Source organism: Amycolatopsis sp. lyj-90, from assembly GCF_046549035.1.
Classification (GTDB): Bacteria; Actinomycetota; Actinomycetes; order Mycobacteriales; family Pseudonocardiaceae; genus Amycolatopsis.
In genome coordinates this window covers 711,815-734,013 of sequence record NZ_JAJPWP010000002.1, presented here as the reverse complement: position 1 = coordinate 734,013, position 22,199 = coordinate 711,815, and the positions used below count along the sequence as shown (strand labels likewise).

The window sequence follows — 22,199 nt, the reverse complement described above, 5'->3', positions numbered from 1 at the left end:
CCATGGATTGATTTTGTCACCATGAACGTGGGTTCGGTGAGTAGCGTGCGTGAAAACCCGCTCCGAAAGGACGTCCGAATGTCGATCGCCGCCGACCTCCGTGCACCGAAGACGGATCACCGAGGTGCGTCGCGCTCACAAACGGCAGGCGGTGTCGTGCTGGTCTGCGGGACCCGGCCGGAACTCATCAAGCTATCGCCGCTGATGCGTCACTTCGGGGAGAACGGTGCGATCGTCTACACAGGACAGCACTACGACGACTCACTGTACTCGCGTATCCGGGCGGACTTGCCTCCCTCGAAGCAGTTCCACGAACTGGGGGTGACCTCCGCCGGACGTGGCGCGCAGCTCGGTGAGGCGATCAGCGCAATCGACGAGGTCCTGAATGCCTACTCTCACCCGGTCGTGCTGGTGCAGGGCGACACGACGTCCGCGCTCGCCGGCGCGCTGGCCGCCAACGCGCGCGCACTCCCGCTGGTGCACATCGAGGCCGGGCTGCGCAGTCACGACCGTGCGATGCCCGAGGAGCACAACCGGGTCCTGATCGACCATGTCGCCGATCTCTGCTGCGCTCCGACCGATCTCAACCGGCTGAACCTCTTGGCCGAGAACATCCCCTCCGAGCGGATTGTCGTCACGGGCAACACCGTCGTCGAGGCACTGCGGGCGGCGCTCCCATCCGCCGGGGATCGTGCCGACGTCTTGGCCGCTCGCGGACTCCATCGGGACGAGTACGTCCTCGCCACCATCCACCGGCCGGAGAACGTCGACGATCCCGAGCGACTGGCGGAGATCCTGCGCGAGTTCGGTGAGCTGCCGCTCCCGGTCGTGTTCCCGTTGCATCCCCGGACCGGCAAGAGCGTGGAACGGTTCGGGCTGACCAGGCTTCTGAAGCCGCTTCTGGTTCTCGAACCCCAGGCCTATCCCGCGTTCCTCGCCCTGGCCGCCGAAGCCGCCGTGATCGTCTCGGATTCCGGTGGCATCCAGGAAGAGGTGAGCGTGCTGAAACGCCCGGTGGTCGTGGTGCGGCGGAGCACCGAGCGCCCCGAAATCTCCGGCCTGTTCGGCGTTCTGGTTCCGCCCGGACCGCTTATCGGGGTGGAGACCGCGGTTTGGCTGAACGACGTCGCGGGGCACCGCGCGCGACTCAGCCGCCTCCCCTCGCCGTACGGGGACGGCTCGGCTTGCCGCCGGATCGCGAACGCGATCGAAGCTAGGTTCCCGCTGGTATGAGGTTGTGAGTGGCGATTCGGGTTCTTGAGGGGTAAGTCAAAGTGGCGTGTTCGTGGGAGATGCCGAGCGGCTGTGTCGCGAAAGCCACTTTCGGGACATCAGACGTCTCGAAAGTGGCTTTCGCGACCCCCCCGGAAAGGCTGGTGTGGCCTTCACGCTGGCCGGGATCGGCGGCGGGTTGGCCGTGAGTGGCGTTTCGGGTTCTCTTGAGACAAGGTCAAACGTCTCGTGTTCGGGCGCGAGGGGCGTTCACGCGTGATCGGGCGGCGATCACCCGTGATCAGAGACGGATCACGAGTGATTGGAGCCGGATCTCGCGTGATCGGGAGGCGTTCACGGAGTTCGCCTTCTGATCACGAGAGATCCGTCCCCGATCACGCGAGTCACGCCTTCGCTCACCTTGGGTTCAGCCACAACACCACCTTTTCCTTACCCCTCAAGAACACGAATCGCCACTCACGACCACGGGGTCACGGTACCCGTGCTCCGACCTCACGCCGTCCGAGGTCGTCGAGGAGCCGGTCGGTCACGTCATTCACGAGCTTGACGCTCGAGTTCCAGCTCGTCACGTCCGGGTAGACGTGCGCGGTGGTGGCCAGCCGCAGGCCCGTTCCGTCCACAGTGGTGGGTGGTCGCCGCGCGAGATAGCCCAGTGGGTAGACCGGTTCGACGAACGGCGCCTTGAACACCCGCACCTCCTCGACATCGTCCGTCGTGAGTTCGGGGAAGAGGTCGATGAGCTGGGCCGTCCACTGTGCGGCGATCCCGGCCGTATCACGGGCGAAGAGCCGCGAAGCGCGGTCGGTGTAGCGCATGACATAGACGAGATGGGAGCCCCCGTAGGCTTCCGGGCCGGCGAGTGCGGACATCTCGACCACGCCGTCGAACCCGGTGCCCGAGCGCAGCACGGGGGTCCAGTAGTGCCCCGTCAGCGGGCGGCGGAGGAAGAACGCGGCGGTGACCACCCCCTGATAGGCGAGTTCGGTCCGGGGAAGGCGGGCGGCGAGTTCCTCGTCGGCGAGTCCGTGCAGTACTGGCAGGGGCACCGTCGAAATCACCCGGTCGACGGTGAGTACTTCACCGTCGTTCAGGGTCAGGGAACTGCCGTCGGCGGTGCTGTGCAACCGATGGACCGGCACAGAAGTGCGGACGGTTCCGCCGGCGCCCTCGATGGCCGCGCGCAACGCGTCGATGATCGCCTTGTAGCCGCCGTCGGGGTACCCCCGCGTCGCGACGTTCCGTTCGCGCCCCAGCCGTTGCCACAGGTACAGGGCGGGAACATCTCCGAATGAGGAGCCGAACTTCGAACCGAACATCGGAGCGAAGAGCTCCTCCCACACGCGACGGCCGTAGAGCCCGCGCAACCAGTCCTCGGTGCGGAGTGTGTCGAGGTCCCGTCCACGCCCCGATCGTCGCAACAACAGCGACACGACACCGAACCGCACCCTCTCGTGGAAGCGGAGCGGTGTGAACCGCAGCAGGTCGAGTGCCGAGTTGAACCGGTGCCGTTTGCCGTCGACGACCATGCCCATGGTCGTTTTGCGCCATCGGACCGAGTCTTTCAGGCCCAGTTCCTCCAGCAGCCGAAGGAGGTCGTCGTCGGTCGGCATGACGCAGTGGTAGAAGCGCTCCACCCACTGGTCCTGATGAGCGAAGAAACTTCCGAGGCCGCCGAGCTGGTCACTGGCTTCCAGCAGCGTCACACGGACACCGTGGCGGGCGAGCCGGTGGGCGGCGGCCAGGCCGCAGATGCCGCCGCCGATCACCGCGACGTGTGAGGAGGAGGTCGTCACCAGGTTCACAGCTTCCGGAAGGGCGCCGGGCTGAGCCGATCGCGGGCGAGCAATTTCACGTACTGCAGGATCGTCCGACGGAGCTTCAGCTTGCTCGGTCCCTGTTTGCGGTCGTAGCGCAACGCCAGCGGGATCTCCGTGATCACCGGGCTGCAATGGCGGAGTTTGAGCAGCAGTTCCACCATGCAGGCGAAACCCTGTTCTTCGATGAGCCGCTCACCCCAGTGGTCGGAAGCCCTCTTCAGGAGTGTGGCACGGTAAGCGCGGTAGCCACTGGTGAAGTCGCGGACTCCCTCGACGGCGAGCGCGCGCTGGAAGAGCTGGCCCGCCCCGCGGGAGAGCAGCCGCCTGCCGATCGGAGCGGTCCGATCGTCGCCGCCCTGGACGAAACGCGAGCAGATGGCGACGTCCGAACCGGTCGCGATCTCCGCCTGCAGCAAGCTGATCAGCCCGGGATCGTGAGTGTCGTCGGCGTCCATGACCACGACGATGTCGTCGGGACCCGACTCTCCCAGCGCCGCGCGGAGCCCGGATAGCACGGCGCGGCCCAATCCGAGATTGACCGGGTGCCGCACGACGCGTACCTCGAGCCCGCCGAAACCGGACTCCGCCACCGCCGCGGAACGGTCGGACGAACCGTCGTCGACGACCCAGACGGTGAGCTGTTCGGTGAGCGCCACGTCGGCGAGTCGCCGGAGCAGGGCGGGCAAGGCCGCTTCTTCGTTGAACGCGGGCAGGACCACGTGCGCGCGTCCGCCTGTTCTCGCGTTCGGTTCTGGTTCCGCTCTGGTGGCCAGAGCGGTCTTCTCCACTGCCACGGTTCCCCTTCGGCGACTCGATATGGTCTGCGGCCGTAAACCTCAATTCGGCCGACAGCTCATATTCGGCTATGTTGAGCCCTTTCTTTAGGGCCTCCCAAGGTCCCCCGAAAGGAGGGTCAAACGTGCGACTACGTGGCGTTCACCTGCGTAGCTCAACGGGGTTCACCGAGTTCCCCGATCGTGCCTTTGCCTTGCAACAGAAGGTAAGCGCTCGTCGACGGAACCGTACCGACCCCGAATGGATGAGCTTTGCCGGAGGCGGGGAATGACCATAGCGGAAGAAACCAGGAGATGTGGGACGTGCGACACGCGGATTTTCCGCGTATTCCGTAAAGGGTGGCGGCGGTGACCGAATTGAGAACGCCGGCCCCGGCCGGTGTGCTGCCGGGTCAGCGACGGCGCAAGTCTGTCCCGAAACGGAAACGGCCGTTGCTGACGAGGGTCAACGCCGTGGCGTTTCTGCTGCTGGCAGTCGATTTCGGTGCTTGGCTGGCGGCGACCGTGCTGACCGGAGCAGACCTGCTCGAAGCGATCGTCGCCGGTGCGGCACTGGGGATCGCGCGGGTCGCCGGGAGAGTTCATCGGCGCCGCCTGTGGCTTTCCTGGTTGCAGGACCTGCCGCGATCGGTGGCCACGACCGGGATCGCGTTCACCTTGGTGGCCTGCTTGACGCTGGTGGCCGACCCGCGGGCGCACGGGATGTCCGCGGCGCAGGAACTCGTGGTGATGTTCGCCCTGTTCAGTGAATGCGCCCGGCCGTGGGTTTTCGCGCTCGGCCGGTGGGGACGCCGACGGCTCCGGAGGTGTGACCGCGCCATCGTCGTGGGAGCGGGGGAGAGCGGCGGCGAACTGATCCGGACCATGTTGCGGCATCCCGAATTCGGGCTGCTGCCGGTCGGCTTCGTTCCCTCCGACTCGGACCCGCGGAACGAGCACCTCCCGGTGGAGGTGATCCACGAGGGCCTGGCCGAAGCCATCACCCGCCATCACGCGGGGACGGTCGTGTTCGCTCACTCGAGTGAGAGCGACAGCGCGGTCGTCGACGCGGCGGTCACGGCGCAGAGATTCGGTTGCGTCGCGCTGGTGCTGCCTCGTTTGCCGGCGCTCTACCCGGACAGGTCAGGGACCGACCGGCTACGCAGTCATCCGCTGGTGTGGCTGGCCGGCGCGCCGACCCGTCGGCCCAGTTGGCGGATCAAGCGGGTGCTCGAGGCCGCCTTGGCGGCCACCGCGCTCGGTGTCCTGGCGCCGGTCATCGCGGTATGCGCACTGGCTGTCGTGGTGGAGAGCGGGTTCCCGGTGATCTTCCGCCAGGTGCGGGTCGGGGTGAACGGCCGGACCTTCCTGCTCTACAAGATCCGCAGCGTGCGACAGGACACTGTGGACGATTCGCAGACGCGCTGGTCGGTGGCGGGGGACCGCCGGGTAGGCCCGGTCGGGCGGTTTCTTCGAAAGTCCTCTTTGGACGAAATACCGCAGCTGTGGAACGTCGTGCGCGGGGACATGGCGCTCGTCGGCCCGCGCCCGGAGCGACCGGTGTTCGTCGAAGAGTTCTCCGCCGTCCATGATCTGTACTGGGCCAGGCACAGGGTTCCCACCGGCTTGACCGGCCTCGCGCAGGTGCACGGCCTCCGCGGGGACACCTCGATCGCGGACCGGGCACGCTACGACAACTACTACATCGCGAACTGGTCGCTCTGGCTGGACCTGAAGATCATCATCCTCACGGTGGGAGAACTGTGGTGCCGAAAGCAGCGCTGAGGCGCGATCACCCGACGGCGACCAGGCTTTTCGCCGGATGTGCCGCGCTCGTACTGGCCGCGGGGTGCGTGGCCGGATGCACCTCGAGTTCGGCCGACGAGGTGTCGGCGCCGCCGCCGAAACCCTTGGCGCCGTGCGCCTGGTGGTACGGGATCGGACAGCCTCCGACGGCAGCTGACCTCGAACTGGCCGCGCGGCGCTACGACGTGGTGGTGCTCAACGCCGACCAGGCCCCGGCCATGCGAAAACTTCGCGAGCTCAACCCTCGGATCAAAGTGCTGGTGTACAAGGACCTGTCCAGCACCCGCAACTACGCGGGCGCGGTGAACGGCGGCGAGGACGCGGAGTTCCTGCCCAGCGGGATCGGCTACGTCGCGGCACAGCGCGCGCACCCGGAGTGGTTCGCGACCGACACCCGGGGCAGCCGCATCGAGTGGCGGGGATACCCGAAACACTGGCAGATGACGGTGTGGGACGCGGCCTACCAGCAGGCCTGGAAGTCCGCCGTGGTGACGGAGGTGACCCGTGAAGGCTGGGACGGCATCCTCGCCGACAACGACTTCAACTCGTTGAGCCACTACTCGTCGGCGATCCTCACCGGCACCGCGACCGCGGCCGAAACCGACCGGAAGCTGCGTGACGGCCTCGACGCCTTCCTGTCACTGGTGGGTGATGCGCTCCAGAAAGCGGGCAAACTGTTCGTACCGAACGTGTCCGAAACCCACCTGCTGCCGGGGAGGTGGACGGCGCACTCGCGGTTCGGCGGCGCCATGGAGGAGAACTTCGGCTTCCGCGAGAACGGGGGGAGCGGCGGCCTGCTCACCTTCCGTGGCAACGAGTTCCAGGAGCTACGAGCCCAAGCCGCGCTCGGTGAGTCCCTGCTGCTGCTGGTCACCCGGACGAGGTCGGCTCAGCAGGACAGGGCGGGATACGCCAGCGCGGCGCTGCTGGCGGGTCCCCGGACGTGCTGGACCCCGGCGACCACGGACGACTACCGCGATCCCGAATGGTCGAAACTGCAGGGCAGCGGTCTCGGAGAAGCGGTGGACGCCGCCGGCCGCCAGCCGAACGGGGTCTGGACCCGGACGTTCACCAGTGGCTGGGTCGCCGTGAACCCGACCTCGACGACACAGATCGTGACACCTCCCGAAGGTCTTGTGCCCGCGGGTAGTCCGCCCACCCGGCCCACGACTCCCGCACCGATCACGTCATCCGCGTCGTCGGCGCCGCCGTCATCTCCGCCACCGCCCGTCACCATCGAGTTGGCGGCGGCCGACGCGGTGGTGATGGTCAAACCGAAGTAGCGACTCGTAGAGTTCGAGATGACGCCGCGCACAGACCTCCGGTGCGAACCGTTGCCGGGCTCGCGCGGCGAGCAGGACGCCGGTCCGGGCCGGAGCCGGATCGGCGAACAGCGCGCGCAAACGTGCGGCCAGTGCGCGGACATCGCCCGGTGGCACCACATGGCCCGGCCCCAGCATGTCGGCGACACCGCCGGTATCGGTGGCGATGACGGGCTTTCCGGCCGCCATCGCTTCCGCCACGACGAGGGGCTGCTGTTCCATGGTGGACGGCAGCACCAAGGCATCCGCGTTCGCCAGCAGCGCGGGAACGTCCGGCCGGAAGCCCAAGAACGTCACGCGCCCGCACAAGGGAGGTTTCCGCGCGGCCTGTTCGGCTTCGGCCCGTTGCGGGCCGTCACCCACGACGGTCAGCCTGGCATCGCGGGGAAAGACACCGAGCGACGCGAGTGCGGCAAGCAGGTCGAGGATTCCTTTTCGCTCCACCAGAAGTCCGACGAAGATCAGGTGACGGACCGGTCCCGCCGGTGGGCTCGGCTCCGGCAGTCCGACGCAGTTGTCGATCCGCGTGAGGCGTCCCGCGGGTACCCGAAGCCGTCGGCGCAGGAACCGGCCCATCGCTTCGGCGGGCACGATGGTGTGATCCAGCACCCGCGCGACCGCGGCGTCCCCGGTCAAGACCGCTCGCGTGTAGGCGGACGGCCCGTCGGCGCTCGGTGCGTCACGGAACCACGGTTCGGTCACGTCGTCCGGGACGCCGTGGTAGGTCTGCACGAGCGCCGGCCGGGTGCCGGGCCCGGCGCGCAGGCCGGCGATCACGAGTCCCGCCCGCCGGTCCTGGGCATGGACGACGTCCGGCCGCCACGCCCGGATCGCCGCCCGGGCACGACCGGCCGCGGACAGGTTCTGTTTGCCCGCCACGAGAAGGTGCTCGTGATGACTCTCGAGCAATTCGGCTCCCCGGGCGGGGACAGGACCGAAGACACGGACGTCGACACCCTCGTGGAGCAGGGTCGAGGAGAGGCGCACGGTGACGTCCACCGGACCGCCCCGGTCCTGAGTCAGCAGATAGGCGATGCGTTTCACCGGATTCGCTCCGTGGAGGTGAGTTTGTCGACGAGGACGGCGAGCTGGTCGGTCATCCGGGTCCGGTCGAAGGACAGTTCCGCGCGGCGGCGTCCCTGTTCGCCTTCGCGCCGGGCCAGTTCGGGGTCGGCGAGCCGGGCCGCCACCGCGTCGGCGAGCAGGCCGAGATCACCTGGCGGCAGTACGGCTCCCGCGTCGGCGACGCTCTGACGTATCCCGCCGACGTCGAACGCGACCACCGACCGGGCGCACGCCATGGCCTCCAGTGGCACGAGCGCCATGCCTTCGGCCCGCGACGGGAGCACCACGACGTCCGCGGCCGTGTAGAACGCCGCGGAGTCGTCGGCATGGCCTGACCACCGCACCGAAGAATGCGTCGCGACGGGATGCCGTTCCCGCCACACGGCGCCCATCGGCCCGTCACCGGCGAGGACGAGCTTCGCGTTCGGAACGCGCCGCAGGACATCCGGCCAAGCGGACAAGAGCTGGTCCTGTCCTTTGAGCTCGGCCAGCCTGCCGAGGCAGACGGCGATCGGTGCCTCTTCGGGCAGGCCGAGCCGCCGCCGCGCGGCCGCACGGTCCCCCGGCGAGAACTTCGCCGTGTCGACGCCGTTGCAGACGACCTCCGCGTCGGCGGTGATGCCCGCGCCCTGACCGGCGGCGAGTTCGTCGTCACTCACGCAGACGACGAGATCGGTCCACCGGGAGGCGACCCGTTCCCAAGCGGCCGACGCCCAGCGCAGTGGTCCGCGCGCGGTTTCGAAGGACCACAGGTGCGGCTGGAACACTGTCGGACGGCTACCGCGCAAGGCCACGCGCCCGGCCAGGCCCGCCTTCGAGCTGTGCAGGTGCACGACTTCCGGCCGCAGGTCCGCCAAGAGCCGGTGGAGGCGCACCGTTTCCGCGATCGCACCGGGGCCGGGAGAGCGGGCCGCTCGCCAGCCGCGCACGTCGATGCCGAGGCCACGGGCGCTTGTGGCCAGCCAGCCGGAAGGCGGGCACACCACGGTCACCGACCAGCCCCGATCCCGCTGTGCCACCGCGAGGTCCAGGACGACGACGGCCACTCCCGCCGTCGTCGGCTGGGAAACGTGCACGATCTTCACCGCGGCCCGCCTCGCCGTAGCGCGGACAGCTCGCCGCGCTGGAGCACGAGCGTCGCCCCGGCGTATCCGGCGAGGAGGACAACGCCTTCACCGAGAGCGCCCGGAACCGAATCCGCGGGCCCGAACAATCCTGAGTTGGCCAGGAGAACGGCGGGCACCATGCCCACCGCGCACGCGCCGAGAACCCGGGCCGAGATCCCGGCCAATTCGCGCGCCGGTGGCGCGACGCGGAGTCCCGCCAGTACACGCCAAGCGATCGGCACCATCAGCCAGGCGACACCGAACTGGACGGCGGCGACGGCCGTGATCCCGAGCTGGGTCATCAGCACCAGCCCCGCCGCGAGCAGCAGGAGATGAGCGCATTCCAGCGCCAGGTACCGCCGTGCGTGTCCGGTCGCTTTCACCGCCTGGTACCAGATCTGCAGCAGGCCGATCCCCAGGCCGTATCCCGCCAGCAGCGTCAGCGGGCCCGCCGCGTCCGCCCAGCGCGCGCCCAGCAGGACGACGCGATCGGCGAGGACGGCCAGTACGAGGTACAGGCCGCCGGTGACCACGAGCACGGCGCGGGTGAATCGGGTGACGGCCTCCGTCAGCGAACCGCGTTCGCGACACAACCGCGTGAACACCGGGAAGGCCACGGCGCCCAGCACGACCGCCACCATGATGTACGGGATCCAGGCGAGCCGGTAGGCCAGCGAGTAGACGCCGACCGCGTCCGGTCCGAGCACGTGCCCGACCGTGAAATAGTCGAGGTTGACCAGCAGCGCTCCCACCAGGGCGGCCGGTCCCACGACCGCGGCCCAGCGCAGCGCTTCGCTCGCCGCGGCGGTGTCCCACTGAGGCCGCACTCCGCCGCCCGCCAGCGCACCGAACAGCGGTTGAGCGACGGCCGTGCACACGAGACCGATCACCAGCGAGGGAGGTCCGGTGCCACCGGTGGCGAGCACGACCGTCACCACGGCACCGAGGATCGCGCTGCCGCCGTCGGGCAGCAGGCGGCGGCGGAAGTCCAGCTTCCGGTGCATCAGTCCCATCTGCACCCCGCCCGCGGCCGAGAACGGCAGGCCGAGCGCGGCCAGCCGGACCAGCCCGGCGGCGTCCGGGGCACCGAGCAACGCGGTGATCGGCTCCGCCGCAGCGGCGAGGACGACGGCCAGGACCAGCCCGGCGCCCACGCTCATCGTCAGTACCGTGCCCGCCATCCGGCGCGGATCCCGTTCGGTGCGGCCGATCACGTCGTAGACACCGACCGACTGCACCACCTGACCGAGGTTGACCAGCGACACCGCGAGTGCGACGACGCCGAGCTGGCCCTCGGTCAGCAGCGCCGCCAGTACCAGGGTGACCAGCATCTGGCTGCTCTTGCTGACCAGGTTGACGGCGCCGAGCCACAGCGAACCCCGTACCGCCCGGGTACCGAGGTCGCCGGTCATCCGCCGCTCCCGGCCGCGACCGGCAGGGCGGTGGGCGCCCTGGTCAGCCGGACGGCGGCGGCGGCGAGCAGGCACCACGCGGCGACGACGGCGACCCCGTCGACCGTGACGGCCGCCCGCGTGCCGAGCACCGAAACCACTACCGAGTCCACTATGTACAGATGCGCGAAAGGCACCGCCGACGCGAGTACCGCGAACCCGGCCGCGCCCCACCCCGGCCCGGCCCGGTTTCGCCACCACAGCGCGGCCACCGCCGCCAGCGCGGGCACGGTGATCAGCACGTCACCGGGCTGATGCACCACGCAGACCACCACGGCGAGACAGGTGAGCAGGTCCGCGACGGGCGTCGATCCCGCACGGTCCAGCCGCCGCACGAGCAGGACACTCGCGGCGAGCACACCGGCCAGGACGGTCACCTCGATGCCGGGCGGAACCCAGCCGGTGACCCGGAACACCACGGCCGCGACGTCGATCCGTTGCGCTGTCGGGGAATCGACAGCGCCGTAGTCGGTGCCAGTGGCGTGACTGAGATTCGCTACGACGACGTCGAGGAACGCCCCGATCCCGCCGCCACGGATCACCAGCAGCACCACGACCGGCAGGCTCGCGGCCGCCGCCACGGCGGTCCCGGCCAGTGCCACCCGCCGTGAACCCCTGGCGTACAACAGGATTGCCAGCGGAAAGCCGTACTGAGGTTTCAGCCACGCGAGAGCGAGGGCCAACGCCGCCCAGCCCGGCCGGTCCCGCCGGAGGAGCAGCGCCCCCGCCGCGCCGACCGCGATCAGGGGGTTGACCTGGCCGACGTAGAGCTGAGCCTTGCCGGCCTGGCTCGTCAGCAGCAGCGCCGCGACCACCGCGGTGGTGACCACGACCGGGACGGGAAGCAGCCGCCGGACCGCGTGCGCGGCCGTCACCGCGAGCGCGAGCAGCAGGAGCGCGCCGAACACCGTGAAAGCCACCGCGCCCACGCGGTAGCCGGGCAGCGCGAACGGCAGATGCATCAGCAGGTGGTACGGCTGGTAGAGATTGAAGTCCTGCCGCACCGGCCAGTGAGCGAACATCGCGGCCGGGTCGTAGGGGTTGCCGCCCGCGAGGAACTCCTGGATCGGAAAGTACAGCGCGTCACGGAAGTCCTGCAGCCGTTCCTCGGCCAGGTTCGCCGTATCCGGCAACGGCACCTGCCAGGACGGCGTGAGTGCGTGCCAGGCACTGACCAAGGCGACGGCGGCCGCGACGAGCACGACAACGCGGTGTCTCGTGCTCACGCCAGCACCACCGCCACGAGGACGGCGCCGGACGGTAGCAGGCCGGCGACCGTGGTCAGCTCGTCGTATCGCCGCCCGGTCACCGCCACTACGGCGTCGCCGGTTCCGTTGCCGTCGGCCGAGAGCGAGGCAGCCAGCTTCTCGGCCGCCTCGCTGAATTCCGGAGCGACAGGTACCACGCGCAGCGACGAACCGGCCGCGAGCCCGAGCACGGCCAGCCGATCGGCGGTTTCCGGGTCATCGCCCCGCAGCACCGCCACCGGGCGGTGGATTCCCGCCGCGGCCAGCGATCGGCGCACTGAACCCGCCACACCGCGTAGCCTCCCCGGCGACAGCCGTCGGATCGCCGCCACCGCGAGCCCCGCGGCCACCGCGGCGACCGAGGACAGCCCGGCCACCAAGGGCACGTCCGGCGCGATCACGGCCACGTCGGGCCGGGAGTCCAGCGGCCGTAGTCGCCCCACCGGAGCCAGCAGGTTCGCGTCGATCATCGCCTTGCCCAGTGCCGACGAGGTCGCTTCGGCTTGCCCCGCCGACGGCGCCCGCACGGACAGGCGGGCCAGTCCGGACGCCGGGACCAGCTCCACCGACACCTGCCGTCCGAGTTCTTCCGGTGAGAAGCCGGAAACAGGCGCCGCCGCCCGCAGGACCGAGGGACTGCGGGCGAGTTCGACCAGCGCGGGCAAAGCAAGGGAGACGACCTCGCCGTACTGTGCGGTCGCGCCGTCTCCTTGGCCGGAGGGTTCGGCCAGCAAGCTGACCCGGCCCTGATACTGCTCTCCCCGGGTCAGGCCCACGGTCAGCACGAGGACGCCGATCGCGAGCGCCGCCGCACAGCTGATGACGGCGGTCCGCACCGCCGGGTTCTTCACCGGCCACCTTCGATCGTGGTCCGGAGCAGTTCGTCGTAGGCCTTCATCACGGTGTGCGCGTCGTACTCCCGTTGGACGGTGCGCAGCCCTTCGGCGGCGATGTGCTCCCGGGCCGCCCGATCCTCCAGCAGCAGACCCAGCGCTTTCGCGACGGCCGCCGGGTCACCGGGCGGCACCACCAGTCCGGCCCCGCCGGAGAGCACGTCACGGACGCCGCCGACATCGGTCGCGACGACCGGCCGCCCGGCCGCCATCGCTTCGAGCACGGCCAGTGGAAGCCCCTCCCAATCACTGGTCAGCACCATCACGTCGGCCGCCGCGAGCAGGTCGGGCACGTCTTTACGGGTGCCGAGGAACCGGACGCGTCCGCCGAGGGTCTCGCTGCGCACCTCGAGTTCCTCGCGAAGGCTCCCGTCGCCGGCCAGCCACAACACCGGCTCGCCTTCGAGCTGAGCCCAGGCGTCCAGGAGTACGTCGTGGCGCTTCTGCGGCTCCAGCCGGGCGAGGCAGAGCGCGACCGGTGTGCCGTCCGCGACCCCGAGCGCGGCGCGGACTCTCGCGCGGCCGAACACCGGCCGCTGGGCGAACACGGCGTTGCGGATCACGGTCAGGTTGCTCAAACCCGCTTCGGCCAGCTGGTCGCCGGTGGCGGAGGAGACCGCGACGACGCGGTCCGAGGTGCGCCGCACGATCCGAGCGGCCGCGCGGAGGTCGTGGTCGGCGACGCCGTGGAAGACGGTCACCAACGGCGGCTGTCGTCCGGGTATCAGCGCGAGCCGGGAGACCAGGCTCGCACCGACGTTGTGGGACAGCACGGCGTTCGGACGGAAGTCGGCGATCGCCCTGCGCACCGCCCACGCGGACCGCAGCGCGCCCGTCCTGCTGCGGAGGGCGAGCGGTACGGGGAAGGTCCGCACGCCGTCGTCGGCCAGCGCGTCGGCGCGGAATCCACCATTGCTGGCGACAGCGGACGTCCAGCCGTATTCCTCCGCGCGAGCCACCATGCCCGCCACGAGGGTTTCGGCCCCGCCGGCACCCATCTCACTGATCACGTGCAGGACACGCATCGGCACTATTCCTCTCCACGATCTTGTCGGCGAGCTCGGATTTCGGCCGCCACGGCAAGCGCGGCCAACGACCACAACGGCAGGTAGTACTGCTCGGACAGGAACGTCGAGGCGACCAGCACGGCCAGCAACGACGCCTGGATCGCGACGGCTTCGATCCGGCCGGGGCCCGAAAAGGCCATCAGCCGGATCGTCCGTTCGCTCGCCACCCCGGCGAAGCCGATCACCGACGCGAACAGCGCGAACCCCGGCAGCCCCAGTTCCGCGGCCACCTCGAGATACATGTTGTGCGCCACGGGTGTCTGCTCGTCGATCTCCGCGTTGTGCGACTCGGCGGCGTAGGCCTCGCGGAAGCCGCCGGGCCCCACGCCCAAGGCCGGGTGTTCCGCGACCATCCGGGCCGCGGCCTGCCAGCGCAGTTCCCGGGTGTCCACATTGGATGCCGCGATGAAACTCTTTTCCTGTACCGCGCGCTCGATCTGCGGCCCGGCGAAATGGACGGCCCCGAGCCCCAGCAGCGCGACCGCCGAGGCGGTGACGGCGAGGGCGCGCCACGGCAGTACCCGGCGCAAGGCCAGCCAGCCGACCGCGGCGGTCAGGCCCAGGGCACCGCCACGGGAAAACGTCGCCATCGCGCCCGCCACCAGCACGGTACCGCCGAGCGCGGCGATGACCCGCTGATACAACGCCCTACCCGACAAGGAAAGGACGGGAATCGCGGCGACGAGAAAGTAGGCGAGGTCGTTCGGATCCGACTGCGGGCCGCTCGCCCGGGCCTCCCCGTCGACGATCAAGCTGTACAGCGCGCCGAGCCCGGCCACCGTGGCCCCCGTGGCCATGGCCAGCAGCAACCCCCGGATCGGGACCTCGCGGCTGGCCACATCGGCGAGAACCGCGGTGACGATGAGGAACGGCAGCCAGCGCAGCGTGTATTCCGCGGTGAACGCGCCAGGTGAATGGATCGCGGCCGTCGTCGCCACGGTCACGGCGAGAAGTGCCAGCACCGCGTGCAAGGGGGTCGGCCGGGGGAGTCGTCGTTCTCGGAGGCGGACGACGAGCCAAGCGACGATCAGCAGTGCGGGTGCGACTTTGCCCAGGTGAGCGTTCACCGCTGTCAGGTAACCTTCGACCGGCGCCAGCCCCACCGTGGCGTACGCGAGAACCCGTAGTGTCATCTTCGGGGCTCCAGCCGCGTCACCGCGCGCTCCCGCCGCAACTCCGTCCGGCGGACGTACTCGCCGGTGCCGACGACGTCGAAGTGTTCGCGCAGGGTCTTCAGAACCCAGCCCAGCCAAGCGGCCTTCCGGTTTCCCTGGATGGCCATGCCCGGGAAGAACTCCATACCGGGGGCTTCGGCGCCACCGAGGACGTCGGTCGGGTGCAGGAGCAGGGACGGCGCGACGCCACGGACGAGGCACAGCCGGAGCGCCGTCTTGAAGTACGCGCGCGCCAGACGAGGGGAGATTCCGTGAAGCTGGAGGAGATAGGAACCATGAATAGGGGTGCGCAGCAAAGGCATCGTGGTCACCGGCAGTTCCACCAGAGTGCTGCCCGCGGTCGTCCGCCAGCGGTAGGCGTGAACCGGTGCCAGCACCCGGGAAAAGCCGCCGAACAGCTCGCCACGTCCGTCGTCGGCCGATGGGGGCGCGGTGCGGTTGTGGTAGGCCCTGGCCACCGGGCCGATCCAGGTCGGCAAAGTGCTGGCATCGTAGGCGTAGCCCCGATCCTCCAGGACCTCGATGAGCTCGCGCGTGACACTGAAACCGGGTCCGCGAAAGCCGACGGGGGGCGGCGCGCCCGCCGTGACGATCGCGTCTTCGGTCCGCCGCAACTCTTCTTCGAGACGGTCACGTGAATACCGGTGCAGCCAGGGCTCGTGGCCGAACGAGTGGTTGCCGACTTCGTGGCCCGCGGCGGCGATCTCGTTGACAGCCTTGGCGCCGTCTTCACGCACGACGTCGGCGCCGACCGCGAACACCGTCGTCGTCAGCCGCTGATCACCGAGAACCTCCAGCAGCCGAGGCACGGCCGTGGGAAGGAAACTGGGATACCGGTGCCAGCCGGGGTCGCCATGTGTCTTGAGATAGGCCCACAGGTTGTCGAGATCGATCGACACACTCGCCAGCGGTCGCGCGGTCATGCCACGGTCTCCATCGCGTCGATCGGGGTGGTGGCCCGTGATCGCGAACCGAGCACCAGTACACCGATCACCACCGCGGTGAGCCCGAGGGCGACCCAGCTCTCGGTTCCCTCGGCGACCCGGTCGCCGAGCACCGTGATGCCGGTGACGGAGGACAACACGATCGTCGTGGCGTCGGCCGTGGCCACGACCGCGGTCGCCAGGCCGCGTTGCAGGGCGACCGCCATCGAGGCCTGCCCGAGTACGGCGGCGGCCAGCATCAACCAGGTCAGCGGGTTTCCCGGCAGTGCCGCCAAATCCAGATGCGCCAAGGTGCGGCTCGTGATCGCCACGACGGCGAACGCCGTACCGGAGAGGATCGCGGGGAGAGGGAACGTGGTGGTGCGGCCGACCTGAGTCATGGCGACGCCGATCCCGAGCAGGACGCCCGTCAGGATCAGAGCCGTGGCAGGCGTGAGATCCGCGGCGACCGACGGTTCCGAAGAACCGGCGAGGACGACGAGGCCGACCGCCATCAGTATCAGCATCACCGTCTCGGTGGTCCGCAATCGCCACCGCAGCACCAGGATTCCGAACACGGTGGCCAGGCCGATCGCCGAGGACGACGCGGTCTGGACCAGATACAGCGGCAACGACTCGCGAGCGAAGAAGGCGAGTGCGAAACCACCCACCTGGCCGCCGAACCCCAGCAGGTACAGGGGATCGGAGGCAAGACGGGCGAGGAGCCCCAGCCCCGTGCCCGGATGGTGCCCGGCCCGCCGGGCGGCGACGCTCTGGGCGACGATCCCCATCGCGTACAACGTGGCGGAAGCGATGAGTATCCCGTAATCGACCACGAACGGCTCCTATACCCACGACGCGGACCGGCCTGAAAGACGGCCTCGTCACGCTGGTTTTCGGAAAGCGTAGAGGCGGAGCGGAAATCTCACTTTCGAAGGACGGATCGACGTTTTCGTCACGCAGGGAAAGAATTAGTGAAGGCGCCGACGGCACGGAAGTGTGTCAAGACAGTACTTGATCTTCGGTCAGGTACTACGCGTGACCGACATGCGTCGAAGATTGTGGCCGCGGTCGATTTTAGGGCAGGAAAGCGCGCGACGGCAAACGCGGGCAATACCCTTTCGGACTACAAGAACCTCGGTCAGCAGCCGTTCAGCACCACCCGATGATGCGAACGACGGCGAACAGCTGCTTTCGCCTCTGTACGTTTGCCCCCGCGGCACGGAGGCGTCCTTTCCCCGGCGCCTCGCCGACACCATTCCGATTCGAGAGGTACTCATGCTGAAGAAGATCGGCTTCGTCACCGCCGCGATGGCGGCCGGAGCGTTCCTGACCGGCGGGATCGCGTCCGCCGGAACCCCGGACGAGGAGGGCCACGGCCACCCCACGCACGATGTGAGCGAGCAGGTCGGACTGGCCAACCTGAACAACATCGACGTGCTGCACAACGTCAACGCCGTGGTCGGTGCGTGCGACAACAACGTGAACGTGCTCGGCGTCCAGGTGCCGGTCCGTGACGCGCTCAACGGCATCGGCGTGCCGGTCCTTTCGCCGGGCTCGCACGAGGCCAGCGGCGAGTCCCCGTACAACTGCGCCGCGGGCAGCGTGCTGGACGGCGGGTCGGCCCAGCACAACTGAGTCCAGGTACCCGTTGGGTGCACGGGAACCGACGATTCATGTGTGAAGTGCCCGGTACGGGGTGAGCGATCCCTCTGTACCGGGCACTTCGCCTTTCCCTGCTGTGCGCGCACGGGGAAGCCGGCCACTTCCACGCCCGTGAGCTCTCATACCGAAGGCCCCCTTCCTTGGGCCTAGCAAGGAAGGGGGCCTTCGCGTGTTTCTACTGAATTACGCCGCTCATCGACGGTCGAACGTGTCGTGGTCGTCGTTCCAGTCGTCCACGTCGGCGACCGAGCTCACCTCATGGGTGGAGGCACCGTCCTCGTCCGCCGAGATGTTCCACTTGTGGTAGCTGGTGTACTCGGGCTTGGCGACGGCCTTGACACCTTCGGATTCGGCCCCGTCAGGACCCGCCGAGAGATCACTGGCTTCGTACATCGCGTGCTTGTCGCCGGCGTGGCTGGCGACATGCGACGAGGTCGCACCGTTCTCGTCCGCCGTCTTGGTGGACTCGGCGTAGGCCACGTGACCGTGGTGCGCCTCGCGGACCGGGTGCGTGTCCCGGACGGGGTGGACTTCACGGACGGGGCGGGCTTCCCGGACCGGGAGGGTCTTCGCGGGACGGGTGGACGAGACTTCGTCGCCGTCGGTATGGGCGACCGGACGCTTCCCGTGGGAGTGGCTCGGGCGACCGGGCTTGTCGTCGACGTTCCAGTGGTCGTTCGTGTCGAAGTCGGACTCCTCGTTGTGCCACACGACGGCACCCATGGGGCCTGCCAGAACCGCGCTTTCCTCCGTCCACCGATTTCCGTGGTGGTCGTAGCCGGAATCACTGTGGATCGTCCCGGCGCCACCGATACCGGCGTAGGTCACCGACGTCTCGGAGGTGCCTGCCGTCCAGGGGCCATCGCCCAGGTCGGCTGACGCGATGCCGGCGGAGGCGAGGGACAGCGGGATGGCGGCCGCCGCCGCGAGCGCCAAGCGGCGCAATTCAGTCATGATTATTGTGATCCTTTCCGGGTTGGTGATACCTAACACGAAATTGAGTCACGAGAATCGACTCCGGGCAGGAAGTCCGCCCGCTCAACGACATTACCCGGATCTAACATGGGCAAAAGTGCGGAGGAACCATCGCACCCGTTCGGTACCTTCGTCATGTGGTTCTTCCAGGGCGAACCGACCCGACGGCGGTACGTCGTGATCGAGGCGGTTGTCCTTGTGCGACAACAATGTCCACCGGTTCGCACTGCCGCGAAGCGAACGTCGGCCTTGCTTCTCACTGGCAGGCGAGAGTGTGAGCACTGGGGTTCGACGGCTCAAGGCTCTGTCGAACCGGGCTCGGGGAGGCGACGCTGTCAACGAAAGAGCGTCCCGGCGCTGCTCACGCCGGGACGCTCCTCTCGCTGAATTCCGCCCGGCCGACGCTTTCGTGTCAGATCCCAGCACCGGGAGGTCGGGCTTTTCAGCTGAGCTCGACCTTAGTCGACTGATTGCCGCATTTGAAGTGGTGCGCGATCACGGCATTCTTACGAGTGTCTTTACCGCGAGAGGGAAATCGAATGATTACCACTGCTCTCAATTGACCAAACCGCCCTGATGGGGTGAAGCTGAAGTGGGTTCGATACTTCAACTTGTGTTGTGGTGTAAGTAAAAAGTCAGCCAGGTTGAGGATCTTACCGCCCCGGCCGGGTGTTCTGGGTACGCAGAGTGCTCGCCCGCATCCGAAGGGGGCGGAGAGTTTCACGCGAACCTCACGTTTTTTTCGCCGTATCCGTTCCGGGCGCGCACGCTGCGAAATTACGTCCAGCTCCAGGAGAGCGATGTCCGTTCGCGCTACTCGAGTGGAGGGCTCACGATGAGCCCAGTCGAGAGCAGGAACCCAGAGGAGTGCGACATGAGAAGTCAACTGACGCGAACATTGGCCATTCTCGTCACCGCCGCGTCCGTGACGCTGGCAGGTGCGGGCGTCGCCACCGCGGGCGGGCCCGGTGGCAACGGGTCGTCCAGTACCACCAGCGTGGCCGCGGAAGTGCAGACCATGCGCGACGCACTGGTCTCGCGTGCGGACAGCGGCGACGTGTCGGGAACGCAGGCCACCCTCGGCCGGCTCGCTCCTGTGCTCACCGAGCTGGCGCAGGGTGAGCGGTACCTGATCCAGACAGAGGCGAAGGACAGCGCGGCCACGGCCCGGCAGGAGAACGCCACGGCGAAACAGGGCGTCGACGAACTGGCGACGGGCGTGGAATCCCGGGTGGGGCTGCCGCCGGTGTCGGCGTTGCTCAACGCGCTGTTGCAACGACTCCTGATCAGTTTGTCGTCACTGGTGAACGACCTCCTTGGCGGGCTGACCGTCCCGGTCGCTTAACGCGACCGGACCCCGGACGGGGTGCCCCGGCGAAAGGCCCGGTGCGGGACTTCCTCCGCACCGGGCCTTCGTTGTGCCGGGGGATCGGTCACTCGAGCTGGGGGACGTCGTTCGGGAACCTGAGGGGAAGTTCGTACAGACCCCGGGCCGTGCGACCACCACCGAGCCAGCCGTGGAAGAAGATGTGCCCGTCCACCACGTCGGCACCGCCGGGCCCGTCGACCTTTCCGCCGAGAAGATCGGTCGAGAGGAACGGGGCATCGGCCTTCACGAACGGCCCGTTCAGTGCGGGCGCGGAGGCGAAACCCGTGTGATACCCGGAACTCTGAAAGGTATCGGCCGAGTAGAAGAGCAAGTACCGGTTGAGTGTCTTCACCACCGACGGAGCCTCGACGACCGCTTTTTCGGAAGTAAGGTCGGCACGCAGGAGCTCGATTCGCGGGCCGACCGGTGTCCGGCCGTCGGGAAGCATCTTCTGGGACCAGATCGCCGCAGGTGGGCCAGTGGCCGCGCCATCGCTCTTGTAGAGCAGGTATCGCGTGCCGTCGGTGTCCACAAAGGTCTGCGGGTCGATGTCGCCGCCGTCCCCCGGCACGCAGACGAGGGGCGCGTCGCCGACAGGGATGTACGGACCTTCGACCTTGGCCGAGGAGGCGGTACCGATGCACATTTCCCCGCCGGGGGCGACGGCTGCGGAGAAATAGAGCAGAAACGTGCCGTCCGACAGCCGGGTCACGTCGGGCGCCCAGAATCCACCGTCGGGTTTGGCCCACTTCGGTACGGACGCGAGCGCATCACCGATCACACGCCAAGGACCCTCCGGTGCCGGAGCGCCGGCGGTGGGCACTTTCACCGCGCCGGTACTCGTCGAAAACGCGAAGTAGCCGGCGTCGGCCTTGACGACATCGGGATCCGGGAAGTCCTGTCCGAGAAGGAGCCGAGGTGCGCCGGCGGCCGATGCGGCAGGGCAGGTCGCGAGTGTCAGAAGGCCGACGGCGACGACGGTCAGCAGGCGAATCTTGTTTCTCATGACGGACTCTTTCGGACGACGCGAGAAAGCCGCCGCGCGGAGGGGCATCCGTGCGGCGGCTGTTTCGCGGGATCGGTCAGTTTTCCTGGACGGTCCCGCCGGCGACGATGCCGCCACCGGCGCAGTTGTCCGGAGTAGCACCCTCGGCCTCGGTCTCACCCGGGGAAAGAACCGGCACGGCGATACCCTCGGCGACGTCACGCACCGGGACCTGAACCCCGAGCACGTTCACGTTGTTGTCGCAAACGCCACCGACGACGTTGAGGTTGTGCACCGCGTCGAGGTTCTGCACGTTCGCCAAGCCCACCTGGCCGTTGTGGTCCACCGGGTGGTCCGCGATGGTGGCACTCGCCGCCGAGGCGGACCCGCCGGCGATCGCCATTCCGGCGGCCAGAGCGGTAGCGACGAACCCAAGCTGCTTGATCACAGAAAAACTCCTAGCGAGGAAAGACACAGGGCGGCGTGCCGTCGGCGCGCCGCCCCGGGAACGATGGTCATGGTGCTTTTCACGCCGGGTGGGGCCGGTCAACTCCTGGGCAGGATGAACCGGCCCCACCCGTGCCGGCGTCGCGCCCGCATCGCGGCGGCGCCGGAACACGCAGCGGAGTGTGCATCTCTTCTTCGTGCTCCGGGCCTTACGACTGCGTCACGAATCGCCGCCCCATGCCTAAGCCGGTTTCCGCACACCACCGCGGACGGCTTCGGCAGGGAGAATCAGTTGTCCTGGACGGTGCCGCCGTCGGTCACGGCACCCGCGGCGCAGTTGTACGGGGACTCGCCGCTGGCTTCGTGCGCGCCCGGCGACAGGATCGGCACGCCGATCCCGTTGAGCGAGTTGCGGATCGGGACCTGGACCCCGAGCACGTTCACATCGTTGCCGCACGCGCCGACCACTGCGTTGACGTTGTGCAGCGCGTCGAGGTTGTTGACGTTGACCAAGCCCACCTGGCCGCTGTGGTCGTATCCACCGTCGTGGTCCCGGTCCGGGGTGTCGGCGGACGCGATGCCGCCGCTCAGGATCGCTCCGGCGGCCATGGTAGCCGCGACGAAACCGATTTTCTTCAGCATGGATTCTCCTAGATTCGACGATTGCGTCGTGCGGGACGGCAGTAAAGGTGTGTTCCCGTCCAGTGTGGGGAAACGTACTGACCATCTGCTGTCTTTTCCAACCCGGTCCACCATCGTGTGGGCACGACGGTCCGCTGACCGCGTGAACTGTGGTCCAATCGGGTTACGGGCATTCTGCTGTTCGCCGGTCGTCCGGCGAAGTAATTCTGAGTCCGCTTTTCCGGCAGAAGAACCCTGG

At 68.5% G+C, this 22,199-nt stretch carries 20 protein-coding genes; 5 read left to right on the top strand and 15 right to left on the bottom strand.

The window, feature by feature from the left end; all coding sequences use genetic code 11:
- The first annotated feature begins 78 nt into the window (after positions 1–78).
- Positions 79–1,233, top strand: coding sequence for a non-hydrolyzing UDP-N-acetylglucosamine 2-epimerase (wecB, locus tag ACLJPX_RS09105; RefSeq protein ID WP_410599664.1), 1,155 nt, complete (start codon positions 79–81; stop codon positions 1,231–1,233).
- A gap of 470 nt (positions 1,234–1,703) precedes the next feature.
- On the opposite strand, the gene ACLJPX_RS09100 is transcribed toward wecB, so the two are convergent.
- Both ACLJPX_RS09100 and ACLJPX_RS09095 read right to left on the bottom strand, forming a co-directional pair.
- On the bottom strand, positions 1,704–3,026 hold the full coding sequence (locus ACLJPX_RS09100) for an NAD(P)/FAD-dependent oxidoreductase (protein WP_410599663.1): 1,323 nt from the start codon (positions 3,024–3,026) through the stop codon (positions 1,704–1,706).
- Positions 3,027–3,031: 5 nt separating this feature from the next.
- Positions 3,032–3,844 carry a glycosyltransferase gene (locus ACLJPX_RS09095; RefSeq protein WP_410599662.1) on the bottom strand — a complete coding sequence of 271 codons (813 nt, stop codon included), beginning with the start codon at positions 3,842–3,844 and terminating at the stop codon, positions 3,032–3,034.
- Between the two features lie 348 nt (positions 3,845–4,192).
- On the opposite strand from ACLJPX_RS09095, the gene ACLJPX_RS09090 reads away from it, so the two are divergent.
- Both ACLJPX_RS09090 and ACLJPX_RS09085 read left to right on the top strand, forming a co-directional pair.
- Complete coding sequence (locus ACLJPX_RS09090) at positions 4,193–5,608, top strand: exopolysaccharide biosynthesis polyprenyl glycosylphosphotransferase (RefSeq protein ID WP_410599661.1); 1,416 nt, start codon at positions 4,193–4,195, stop codon at positions 5,606–5,608.
- A complete protein-coding gene (locus tag ACLJPX_RS09085) occupies positions 5,590–6,912 on the top strand; it encodes a putative glycoside hydrolase family 15 protein (RefSeq protein ID WP_410599660.1) in 1,323 nt (440 codons plus the stop codon). Before ACLJPX_RS09090 ends, ACLJPX_RS09085 begins: the two co-directional genes overlap by 19 nt.
- Here ACLJPX_RS09085 and ACLJPX_RS09080 read toward each other — a convergent pair.
- From ACLJPX_RS09080 to ACLJPX_RS09040, 9 genes are read right to left on the bottom strand one after another with little or no spacing between them, the layout of a single operon-like run.
- The gene (locus tag ACLJPX_RS09080; protein ID WP_410599659.1) at positions 6,841–7,995 is read right to left on the bottom strand and encodes a glycosyltransferase family 4 protein; all 1,155 of its coding nucleotides are present in this window, start codon (positions 7,993–7,995) and stop codon (positions 6,841–6,843) included. The genes ACLJPX_RS09085 and ACLJPX_RS09080 overlap by 72 nt on opposite strands.
- A complete protein-coding gene (locus ACLJPX_RS09075) occupies positions 7,992–9,101 on the bottom strand; it encodes a glycosyltransferase (RefSeq protein WP_410599658.1) in 1,110 nt (369 codons plus the stop codon). The genes ACLJPX_RS09080 and ACLJPX_RS09075 overlap by 4 nt, the downstream gene beginning before the upstream one ends.
- On the bottom strand, positions 9,098–10,534 hold the full coding sequence (locus ACLJPX_RS09070; RefSeq protein ID WP_410599657.1) for an oligosaccharide flippase family protein: 1,437 nt from the start codon (positions 10,532–10,534) through the stop codon (positions 9,098–9,100). Before ACLJPX_RS09070 ends, ACLJPX_RS09075 begins: the two co-directional genes overlap by 4 nt.
- Entirely contained in the window at positions 10,531–11,799 is a 1,269-nt protein-coding gene (locus tag ACLJPX_RS09065) for a glycosyltransferase 87 family protein (RefSeq protein WP_410599656.1), read from the bottom strand. Before ACLJPX_RS09065 ends, ACLJPX_RS09070 begins: the two co-directional genes overlap by 4 nt.
- Positions 11,796–12,671 carry a hypothetical protein gene (locus tag ACLJPX_RS09060; RefSeq protein WP_410599655.1) on the bottom strand — a complete coding sequence of 292 codons (876 nt, stop codon included), beginning with the start codon at positions 12,669–12,671 and terminating at the stop codon, positions 11,796–11,798. Before ACLJPX_RS09060 ends, ACLJPX_RS09065 begins: the two co-directional genes overlap by 4 nt.
- Complete coding sequence (locus ACLJPX_RS09055) at positions 12,668–13,738, bottom strand: glycosyltransferase (RefSeq protein ID WP_410599654.1); 1,071 nt, start codon at positions 13,736–13,738, stop codon at positions 12,668–12,670. Before ACLJPX_RS09055 ends, ACLJPX_RS09060 begins: the two co-directional genes overlap by 4 nt.
- 5 nt (positions 13,739–13,743) lie before the next feature.
- Positions 13,744–14,913 carry an O-antigen ligase family protein gene (locus ACLJPX_RS09050; protein ID WP_410599653.1) on the bottom strand — a complete coding sequence of 390 codons (1,170 nt, stop codon included), beginning with the start codon at positions 14,911–14,913 and terminating at the stop codon, positions 13,744–13,746.
- Positions 14,910–15,878, bottom strand: coding sequence for a polysaccharide deacetylase family protein (locus ACLJPX_RS09045; protein WP_410599652.1), 969 nt, complete (start codon positions 15,876–15,878; stop codon positions 14,910–14,912). The genes ACLJPX_RS09050 and ACLJPX_RS09045 overlap by 4 nt, the downstream gene beginning before the upstream one ends.
- Complete coding sequence (locus ACLJPX_RS09040) at positions 15,875–16,714, bottom strand: hypothetical protein (protein WP_410599651.1); 840 nt, start codon at positions 16,712–16,714, stop codon at positions 15,875–15,877. Before ACLJPX_RS09040 ends, ACLJPX_RS09045 begins: the two co-directional genes overlap by 4 nt.
- A 442-nt stretch (positions 16,715–17,156) precedes the next feature.
- On the opposite strand from ACLJPX_RS09040, the gene ACLJPX_RS09035 reads away from it, so the two are divergent.
- Positions 17,157–17,516, top strand: a complete 360-nt coding sequence (locus ACLJPX_RS09035; RefSeq protein ID WP_410599650.1) for a hypothetical protein — start codon at positions 17,157–17,159, stop codon at positions 17,514–17,516.
- Between the two features lie 219 nt (positions 17,517–17,735).
- Here the strand turns inward: ACLJPX_RS09035 and ACLJPX_RS09030 are convergent, their stop codons facing one another.
- The gene (locus ACLJPX_RS09030) at positions 17,736–18,497 is read right to left on the bottom strand and encodes a hypothetical protein (RefSeq protein WP_410599649.1); all 762 of its coding nucleotides are present in this window, start codon (positions 18,495–18,497) and stop codon (positions 17,736–17,738) included.
- Between the two features lie 895 nt (positions 18,498–19,392).
- Here ACLJPX_RS09030 and ACLJPX_RS09025 point away from each other — a divergent pair.
- On the top strand, positions 19,393–19,863 hold the full coding sequence (locus ACLJPX_RS09025; protein WP_410599648.1) for a hypothetical protein: 471 nt from the start codon (positions 19,393–19,395) through the stop codon (positions 19,861–19,863).
- Between the two features lie 88 nt (positions 19,864–19,951).
- Here the strand turns inward: ACLJPX_RS09025 and ACLJPX_RS09020 are convergent, their stop codons facing one another.
- The 3 genes from ACLJPX_RS09020 to ACLJPX_RS09010 all read right to left on the bottom strand — a co-directional run bounded on the left by ACLJPX_RS09020 (position 19,952) and on the right by ACLJPX_RS09010 (position 21,961).
- Positions 19,952–21,010 carry a glycoside hydrolase family 43 protein gene (locus tag ACLJPX_RS09020; protein WP_410599647.1) on the bottom strand — a complete coding sequence of 353 codons (1,059 nt, stop codon included), beginning with the start codon at positions 21,008–21,010 and terminating at the stop codon, positions 19,952–19,954.
- Positions 20,970–21,320 (bottom strand): hypothetical protein, encoded by a 351-nt coding sequence (locus ACLJPX_RS09015; RefSeq protein WP_410599646.1) that lies wholly within the window; start codon positions 21,318–21,320, stop codon positions 20,970–20,972. The genes ACLJPX_RS09020 and ACLJPX_RS09015 overlap by 41 nt, the downstream gene beginning before the upstream one ends.
- 287 nt (positions 21,321–21,607) lie before the next feature.
- Positions 21,608–21,961 (bottom strand): hypothetical protein, encoded by a 354-nt coding sequence (locus ACLJPX_RS09010; RefSeq protein ID WP_410599645.1) that lies wholly within the window; start codon positions 21,959–21,961, stop codon positions 21,608–21,610.
- Between the last annotated feature and the right edge of the window lie 238 nt (positions 21,962–22,199).

What these genes read in the sequence shown, in the direction of transcription:
- wecB (WP_410599664.1), top strand. Translation starts at nt 79, where the DNA reads ATGTCGATCGCCGCCGACCTCCGTGCACCGAAGACGGATCACCGAGGT.
- ACLJPX_RS09055 (WP_410599654.1), bottom strand. Translation starts at nt 13,738, where the DNA reads ATGCGTGTCCTGCACGTGATCAGTGAGATGGGTGCCGGCGGGGCCGAA.
- ACLJPX_RS09035 (WP_410599650.1), top strand. Translation starts at nt 17,157, where the DNA reads ATGCTGAAGAAGATCGGCTTCGTCACCGCCGCGATGGCGGCCGGAGCG.
- ACLJPX_RS09045 (WP_410599652.1), bottom strand. Translation starts at nt 15,878, where the DNA reads ATGACCGCGCGACCGCTGGCGAGTGTGTCGATCGATCTCGACAACCTG.
- ACLJPX_RS09030 (WP_410599649.1), bottom strand. Translation starts at nt 18,497, where the DNA reads ATGACTGAATTGCGCCGCTTGGCGCTCGCGGCGGCGGCCGCCATCCCG.
- ACLJPX_RS09025 (WP_410599648.1), top strand. Translation starts at nt 19,393, where the DNA reads ATGAGAAGTCAACTGACGCGAACATTGGCCATTCTCGTCACCGCCGCG.
- ACLJPX_RS09070 (WP_410599657.1), bottom strand. Translation starts at nt 10,534, where the DNA reads ATGACCGGCGACCTCGGTACCCGGGCGGTACGGGGTTCGCTGTGGCTC.
- ACLJPX_RS09050 (WP_410599653.1), bottom strand. Translation starts at nt 14,913, where the DNA reads ATGACACTACGGGTTCTCGCGTACGCCACGGTGGGGCTGGCGCCGGTC.
- ACLJPX_RS09010 (WP_410599645.1), bottom strand. Translation starts at nt 21,961, where the DNA reads ATGCTGAAGAAAATCGGTTTCGTCGCGGCTACCATGGCCGCCGGAGCG.